The sequence below is a fragment of the Haloferax sp. AB510 genome, assembly GCF_024136985.1.
Taxonomy (GTDB): Archaea; Halobacteriota; Halobacteria; order Halobacteriales; family Haloferacaceae; genus Haloferax.
Genome location: NZ_JAMYJY010000249.1, coordinates 1 through 447 on the forward strand (window position 1 = coordinate 1; position 447 = coordinate 447).

General features: G+C 64.0%; 1 protein-coding gene. It reads right to left on the minus strand.

Annotation, left to right across the window (positions count from 1 at the left end; translation table 11 throughout):
- A partial coding sequence (locus tag NKF06_RS20855) for an AMP-binding protein (RefSeq protein ID WP_253246486.1) occupies positions 1–447 on the minus strand: 447 nt, incomplete at both ends.

Sequence of the window (447 nt, forward strand, 5' to 3'; positions counted from 1 at the left end):
CGACGATTTGGGCGTCGATACCCGGCAGCGGCGGCCCGGCCGACCCGGGTTTCATGTTCTTGACACCCGGGAGGGTCGTTATCATCATGCCGCCGGTCTCGGTCTGCCACCACGTGTCTACCACCGGGCAGTTCTCGTTGCCGATGTGCTCGTAGTACCACTTCCACGCGCGCGGGTTGATAGGTTCGCCGACGGTACCGAGCAGGCGGAGGCTCGACAGGTCGCGCGATTCGGGGTACTTGCTTCCCCATTTCATGAACGCGCGAATCGCCGTCGGGGCCGTGTAGAACACGTCGACGGCGTACTTCTCGACGATGTCCCACATCCGGTCGCGGTTCGGGAAGTCGGGCGTCCCCTCGTACATCACCGTCGTCGAACCGAGTGCGAGCGGCCCGTAGACGATGTAGGAGTGGCCCGTAATCCAGCCGATGTCGGCCGAACACCAGT